Origin of the sequence: Cronobacter sp. HA18003 (assembly GCF_011605905.1) — a bacterium.
Lineage (GTDB): Bacteria > Pseudomonadota > Gammaproteobacteria > Enterobacterales > Enterobacteriaceae > Cronobacter > Cronobacter sakazakii.
Genome location: NZ_JAANQO010000026.1, coordinates 195,926 through 202,710 on the forward strand (window position 1 = coordinate 195,926; position 6,785 = coordinate 202,710).

6 protein-coding genes are annotated in these 6,785 nt (G+C 54.0%); 3 read left to right on the forward strand and 3 right to left on the reverse strand.

Annotated elements, in window-relative coordinates:
* Positions 1-91: 91 nt before the first annotated feature.
* Positions 92-964, reverse strand: a complete 873-nt coding sequence (locus G6041_RS19460; RefSeq protein ID WP_012124113.1) for a LysR family transcriptional regulator — start codon at positions 962-964, stop codon at positions 92-94.
* 106 nt (positions 965-1,070) lie between these two features.
* Here G6041_RS19460 and budA point away from each other — a divergent pair, with 106 nt between their 5' ends.
* From budA to G6041_RS19475, 3 genes are read left to right on the forward strand one after another with little or no spacing between them, the layout of a single operon-like run.
* A complete protein-coding gene (gene budA, locus G6041_RS19465) occupies positions 1,071-1,850 on the forward strand; it encodes an acetolactate decarboxylase (protein ID WP_004388539.1) in 780 nt (259 codons plus the stop codon).
* A gap of 21 nt (positions 1,851-1,871) precedes the next feature.
* Positions 1,872-3,551, forward strand: a complete 1,680-nt coding sequence (alsS, locus tag G6041_RS19470) for an acetolactate synthase AlsS (protein ID WP_012124115.1) — start codon at positions 1,872-1,874, stop codon at positions 3,549-3,551.
* 20 nt (positions 3,552-3,571) lie between these two features.
* Entirely contained in the window at positions 3,572-4,342 is a 771-nt protein-coding gene (locus G6041_RS19475) for a (S)-acetoin forming diacetyl reductase (RefSeq protein WP_012124116.1), read from the forward strand.
* 285 nt (positions 4,343-4,627) lie between these two features.
* On the opposite strand, the gene aqpZ is transcribed toward G6041_RS19475, so the two are convergent.
* A complete protein-coding gene (aqpZ, locus tag G6041_RS19480) occupies positions 4,628-5,323 on the reverse strand; it encodes an aquaporin Z (protein WP_012124117.1) in 696 nt (231 codons plus the stop codon).
* Positions 5,324-5,677: 354 nt separating this feature from the next.
* The gene (locus G6041_RS21520; protein WP_012124119.1) at positions 5,678-6,307 is read right to left on the reverse strand and encodes a hypothetical protein; all 630 of its coding nucleotides are present in this window, start codon (positions 6,305-6,307) and stop codon (positions 5,678-5,680) included.
* Positions 6,308-6,785 lie beyond the last annotated feature (478 nt).

Sequence of the window (6,785 nt, forward strand, 5' to 3'; positions counted from 1 at the left end):
TCTCATCCCTGGCGGTACGCTTATCGGGTAACTATAAACACCGTGCGTGCCGTCTTCCTCTTTTTCGCGTGAATTCAGGCGATTCTGGCGCTCAGAACATCTCCACCAGGCGGCGCACCGACGGCGAGCGCTCAAACTTGCGCCAGGCCAGCGCGATATCGGTTTTTAGCATCTGATCGCTTAACCGGTGGAACGTTACCTCCGGGTGCCCGATGCACTGCATCGACACCGGCACCAGCGCGAAGCCAAACCCGGCCGCCACCATGCTGAGCGAGGAGGAGAGCTGCGACGCCTGCTGGCTGTCGGCAGGCGCAAGCCCCGCGCGCAGGCAGGCGTTAAACACCAGTTCATAGAGCCCCGGCGCCACTTCATGCGGGAAGAGTACCAGCGGCGTGCCGGCCAGCTCGCTCAGCGCCACTTCATCGCGCTCGCTCAGAGGATGACTGCGGTGCAGCGCGGCCACCATTGGCTCCACGTCAATCAGACGCAGGTTAAACGCTTTGCTGCTCTCACACGGCAGGCGGACAAACGCGGCGTCCAGCAACCCTTCCTGCAAATCGTGCATCAGCGAGGCCATATTCGCCTCCTGTTGCAGCAACGTAATCGCCGGATAACGGTGCTGAAATTCATGCAGCAGGGAAAAAATACGCGGATGAAAAGCATTAGAACTGCTGATGCCGACCGACAGCGTGCCGTTAACGCCGCGTGCGATGCCGCGGGTTTTCTCCAGCGCCGCGTCGCTAAGCGCCAGTATCTGGCACGCGTCCTGATAAAAGGCCTCGCCGGCCTCGGTAAGTTCCACGCCGCGCGTCAGGCGACGCAGCAGCGGCGTGCCCACTTCGCGCTCAAGGCGCTGGATCTGCTGGCTGAGCGGCGGCTGAGAAATACCCAGTAATTCAGCGGCACGGGTGAAGTGTCGCGTCTGGGCTACCGCCACGAAATAACGCAAATATCGAAGTTCCATATCAAATACGACTCAAACCGGGATGCTTTCTATATTGGAACCCTGCGCTGAATCGCGTCAACATTTGATTAATCTTTCTTACGAAATATGAGTGAGGATCAGTGCGATGAGCCATGCAACCGATTGTTCTTGCGAGGAAAGCTTGCTGGAAACCGTGCGGGCGCTGCGGGAAAAAGATACAGAATGTGTGATATATCAAACATCCATGATGAGCGCATTGCTCAGTGGGGTTTACGAAGGAAATACCACCATTGCTGATCTCCTGACCAAAGGCGATTTTGGCCTTGGCACCTTTAACGAGCTGGACGGCGAATTAATTGCCTTCAGCCATGAGGTTCACCAGCTGCGCGCCGACGGCAGCGCCCGTAAAGCGCAGCCCGACCAGAAAACACCGTTCGCGGTAATGACCTGGTTTAAACCGCACTACCGCCAGCGCTTTGACCGGCCGATGAGCCGCCAGCAAATTCACGACGTGATCGACCGCCAGGTGCCGTCCGACAACGTCTTCTGCGCGCTGCGCATCGACGGCCACTTCCGCCATGCCCACACCCGCACGGTGCCGCGCCAGACGCCGCCGTACCGCGCGATGACCGATGTGCTGGACGACCAGCCGGTGTTCCGCTTCGACGGTCGCGACGGCGTGTTAGTCGGGTTTCGCACGCCGCAGCATATGCAGGGCATTAACGTCGCGGGTTACCACGAACATTTCATCACCGACGATCGTCAGGGCGGCGGACATCTGCTCGACTACCAGTTAGAGCACGGCGTTCTCACCTTCGGGGAGATCCACAAACTGATGATCGATCTGCCGTCGGACCCGGCGTTCCTCAACGCCAACCTGCATCCCGACAATCTTGATGCGGCCATCCGCTCGGTTGAAAACTAACAGTCAGAAAGGGGAAATATCATGGATAACGAAAACCGGATGCGCCAGTGGGCGCACGGCGCTGACATGGTGGTCGGCCAGCTTGAGGCCCAGGGCGTAAAACAGGTCTTCGGCATTCCCGGCGCGAAAATCGATAAAGTTTTCGACTCCCTGCTGGATTCCAGCATCCAGATTATTCCGGTGCGCCACGAGGCGAACGCGGCGTTTATGGCTGCCGCCGTCGGGCGTATCACTGGCAAAGCCGGGGTCGCGCTGGTCACCTCCGGGCCGGGGTGCAGCAATCTCATCACCGGCATGGCGACCGCCAACAGCGAAGGCGACCCGGTGGTCGCGCTCGGCGGGGCGGTTAAGCGCGCGGATAAAGCACGCCAGGTGCATCAGAGCATGGATACCGTGGCGATGTTCAGCCCGGTCACCAAATATTCCGTTGAAGTCTCGTCCTCGGACGCTATCGCCGAAGTGGTTTCTAACGCCTTTCGCGTGGCGGAGCACGGCAGACCGGGCAGCGCCTTTGTCAGCCTGCCGCAGGATATCGTTGACCAACCGGCGCAGGGCAACATTCTGCCTGCGGGCAACGCGCCGAAACTGGGGCCAGCGCCGGATGTGTGTATCGACCACGTCGCCGGGCTGATTCGCAACGCTAAAAACCCGGTCATCCTGCTGGGCCTGATGGCGAGCCAGCCGGAGAACAGCCGCGCGCTGCATCGCCTGCTGGAGAAAAGCCATATTCCCGTTACCAGCACTTATCAGGCGGCGGGCGCGGTCAATCAGGAGCACTTCACGCGCTTTGCGGGCCGCGTCGGGCTTTTCAACAACCAGGCGGGCGACCGCTTGCTGCATCTGGCGGATCTCATTATCTGCATCGGCTACAGCCCGGTGGAATATGAGCCTGCCATGTGGAACTGTGGTAACGCCACGCTGGTGCATATCGACGTGCTGCCAGCGTATGAAGAGAGCCACTATGCGCCGGAAATCGAGCTGGTGGGGGATATCGCGGGCACGCTGGAAAAACTGGCCGGGCGCATCGAGCAGCCGCTGGTGTTAAGCGACCGCGCCTCTGAAATCCTGATCGACCGTCAGAACCAGCGCGAGCTGCTGGCGCGCCGGGGCGCGCAGTTAAACCAGTTCGCCCTGCATCCGCTGCGTATCGTGCGCGCCATGCAGGACATCATTAACAACGACGTGACGCTGACCGTAGACATGGGCAGTTTCCATATCTGGATCGCCCGCTATCTCTACAGCTTCCGCGCCCGCCAGGTAATGATTTCGAACGGTCAGCAGACCATGGGCGTGGCGCTGCCGTGGGCCATCGGCGCATGGCTGGTGGATCCGTCGCGCAAAGTGGTTTCTGTTTCCGGCGACGGCGGTTTTCTGCAATCGAGCATGGAGCTGGAAACCGCGGTGCGCCTCAAAGCCAACGTGTTGCACATCATCTGGGTGGATAACGCCTACAACATGGTGGCGATTCAGGAAGAGAAAAAATACCAGCGGCTTTCAGGGGTGAGCTTCGGGCCGGTGGATTTCAAAGTTTACGCCGAAGCGTTCGGCGCGGCCGGGTTCGCGGTGGAAAGCGCTGAGGCGCTGGAGCCGACGCTGCGCGCCGCGATGGATGTCGACGGGCCGGCGGTGGTCGCCATTCCGGTGGACTACAGCGATAACCCGCTGCTGATGGGACAGCTCCATCTCAGCCAGATTCTCTGACTTACCAAAAGGAACGGATTATGAAAAAAGTAGCACTGGTGACCGGCGCAGGGCAGGGGATTGGTAAAGCCATCGCCCTCCGACTGGTCAAAGACGGTTTTGCGGTCGCGATTGCCGATTACAACACCGAAACGGCCAATGCCGTGGCGCAGGAAATCAACGAGCAGGGCGGCAGCGCCGTGGCGGTGACCGTGGATGTCTCGAAACGCGACCAGGTGTTTGCCGCAGTAGAGCAGACCCGTAAAGCGCTTGGCGGCTTCGATGTTATCGTCAACAACGCCGGTATCGCGCCGTCAACGCCGATTGAGACCATCACCGAAGAGGTGATCGACAGGGTCTACAATATCAACGTCAAAGGCGTTATCTGGGGCATGCAGGCGGCGATTGAAGCGTTCAAAGCCGAAGGCCACGGCGGGAAAATCATCAACGCCTGTTCGCAGGCGGGCCACGTCGGCAACCCGGAGCTCGCGGTCTACAGCTCCAGTAAATTCGCGGTGCGCGGCCTGACCCAGACCGCCGCGCGCGATTTAGCGCCGCTCGGCATCACCGTCAACGGCTTCTGCCCGGGCATTGTGAAAACGCCGATGTGGGCGGAAATCGACCGTCAGATCTCCGAAGCCGCTGGCAAACCGCTCGGCTACGGCACCGAAGAGTTCGCCAAACGCATCACGCTTGGCCGCCTCTCCGAGCCGGAAGATGTCGCTGCCTGCGTTTCGTTCCTGGCAGGCCCGGATTCCGACTACATGACCGGTCAGTCCTTGCTGATCGACGGCGGTATGGTATTCAGTTAATTCTTATCATCTATCTTTTCGGACATGCCGAAAACCCACCGTTACTGCGGTGGGTTTTTTTATGGCGAGGTAAAGCGGGTTTTTTAGGGGGGTTATGGTGTTATCGTGGCGATATTCCCCGTAAACGAGAACGCATTATTGAAGTAAGATTTTCGACGCCATAAATTCACCACAGCAAAGATTTCCGAACAATAAAAAGCCCCTTTCGGGGCTTTTAAATAAAGACGTGTAGCGTTTATACCAGGCGCTCAATAATACCGATTTGCCCGCAGCAAATGACAGTATTTAGTCTTTGCTCTGCAACAGGAAGCGATACATCAGGCCGCCCACTACGCCGCCCACAATCGGTACGAGCCAGAAAACCCACAGTTGCTGTAAAGCCCAGCCGCCCTGGAAAATAGCGACAGCGGTGCTTCGCGCTGGGTTCACCGACGTGTTGGTGACAGGAATGCTGATGAGATGAATCAGCGTCAGGGCGAGACCAATCGCCAGTGGCGCAAATTTCGCCGGCGCGTTTTTATCCGTTGCGCCATGGATAATTAGCAGGAAAAACGCCGTCAGTACCAGCTCAGTCAGGATGGCAGCCGAAAGGCTATAGCCATCCGGCGAGTGTTCGCCATAGCCGTTGGCGGCAAAGCCGCTCGCGACGGCGTCAAAGCCCGGTTTACCGCTGGCAATCGCATACAGCACGCCCGCCGCGGCAATACCGCCAATGACCTGGGAAATGATGTAAGGAATGACATCCTGAAAGGTAATACGTCCACCCGCCCATAAACCCAGCGTGACGGCCGGGTTAAAATGACCGCCGGAAATATGCCCTACGGCATACGCCATGGTCAGGACGGTCAGACCAAACGCCAGCGCAACCCCCGTAAAACCAATGCCCAGCTCAGGATACGCGGCGGCAAGCACCGCGCTCCCGCAGCCTCCAAACACCAGCCAGAATGTGCCGAAAAATTCAGCCGCACTTTTTCTCAACATATTATTTGTCCTTATTTACACTATGACCGTTACGTATTTATTTAACGGCGGAATATCATAGCGTTTAAAATAAATAACGGAACCAGGCGCTATTCTTAATCAGGGGTGAAATGTTGTCAGTTGTGAAAATATGATGATTTTTTGTGAATTAAATAAAAGCATATTGATGTTGTGTTAGGGAGGTGTTGAGTTTGCGTGTGATTTAAAAGGAAATATTGAAGGGCGCGCAATATACAGCCTGCTCCATGAGTGAGTGGTAAAAGTATAATTGCTTAAACTTTTAGGCGTGAAGGCTTAAATATATGTTCTGATGTGGGTCTTAATAATATTAAGATCTCCTCTAAAAAATGACTGCTATGGCCAGGCTTTACAGAAAGCCTCATATTCGGTGTTAAGCTCAAATATTTCAAAATCTGAAAATATCTCACAGGCTGACAACTCCTGATAGCGCGGTACTTTGTTCTCTTCTATAATTTTGTTATAACGGTTTTTCAGGCCTGAGATGAGTTCGGCAGGCATATCGTTAGGATTAGAAAAATCATTTTTAGTGCAAATCAAATGAAACATTGCAGCTCTTAATGGGTGTAACGATAAACGTGTATGGTTTTCAGCTAAGTAATCCATTGCATAGGAATTATGATTATCTGACAGAAGCAGTCTATCCAGGCAAAAGGATTTGAAAAGTCCATTCTTTATAAACGTCGATTCTACTATTTTCTTTCTGAAATACATTGATGCTTCTATATCGATCATATCAAGCTTACTCAGATAACGATCAGCCTCTTCTGAACCTTCATCTTCGCAGTCAGGGTTGAAATAATATGGATCTATATAGCCCTTTGTAAGGTAAAAAGCTAAGCCATCAATAAGTGTGTTTTTTAATTTCTGAAGTGAGTCATTTGTATCTAATCTGGCAGGATAACAAATCGCTAAACGGGCGTGGCGATAAAAATGGAATGAATAAGGATATCTTGTCTTATACATTTAACATTATCCATAAAACAGTAATACAATAAATGACATTATTAATGATGAATTTTGTGCCTTTTGACGTTGTGTGTCAATTAAGTCACTTTTAGTGGTGTTAAGTAGTAACGAAAGTAATAATTTTAGCGCCTACAGTGTGCATGTTGAGACAGATTATCTTTCTTCATCCGAAATTTCCCATGCATAAAGCTGGTATACGGCAAGTAGAAATGGGAACGAAAAACCAGTGCCATGTCTGATTGTAAGCGAAAGGTGTCGGAAGTGGGCGAACTATGAAATGGCGTCCCCTGCAGGAATAGTAAAATAAATGCAAGCATCTGATTTATAATTATATTATTTTTTCTGTCTACGCTGGTTATACATAAAGATATACACATTTGTTATTGCTCATAATTTAGAGCTGTAAATGGGATTCTGCCCAACCCAACCCAACCCAACCCAACCCAACCCAACCCAACCCAACCCAACCCAACCC

Coding starts and splice junctions, on each gene's coding strand:
- G6041_RS21520 (WP_012124119.1), bottom strand. CDS start 6,307: ATGTATAAGACAAGATATCCTTATTCATTCCATTTTTATCGCCACGCC.
- G6041_RS19475 (WP_012124116.1), top strand. CDS start 3,572: ATGAAAAAAGTAGCACTGGTGACCGGCGCAGGGCAGGGGATTGGTAAA.
- G6041_RS19460 (WP_012124113.1), bottom strand. CDS start 964: ATGGAACTTCGATATTTGCGTTATTTCGTGGCGGTAGCCCAGACGCGA.
- aqpZ (WP_012124117.1), bottom strand. CDS start 5,323: ATGTTGAGAAAAAGTGCGGCTGAATTTTTCGGCACATTCTGGCTGGTG.
- budA (WP_004388539.1), top strand. CDS start 1,071: ATGAGCCATGCAACCGATTGTTCTTGCGAGGAAAGCTTGCTGGAAACC.
- alsS (WP_012124115.1), top strand. CDS start 1,872: ATGGATAACGAAAACCGGATGCGCCAGTGGGCGCACGGCGCTGACATG.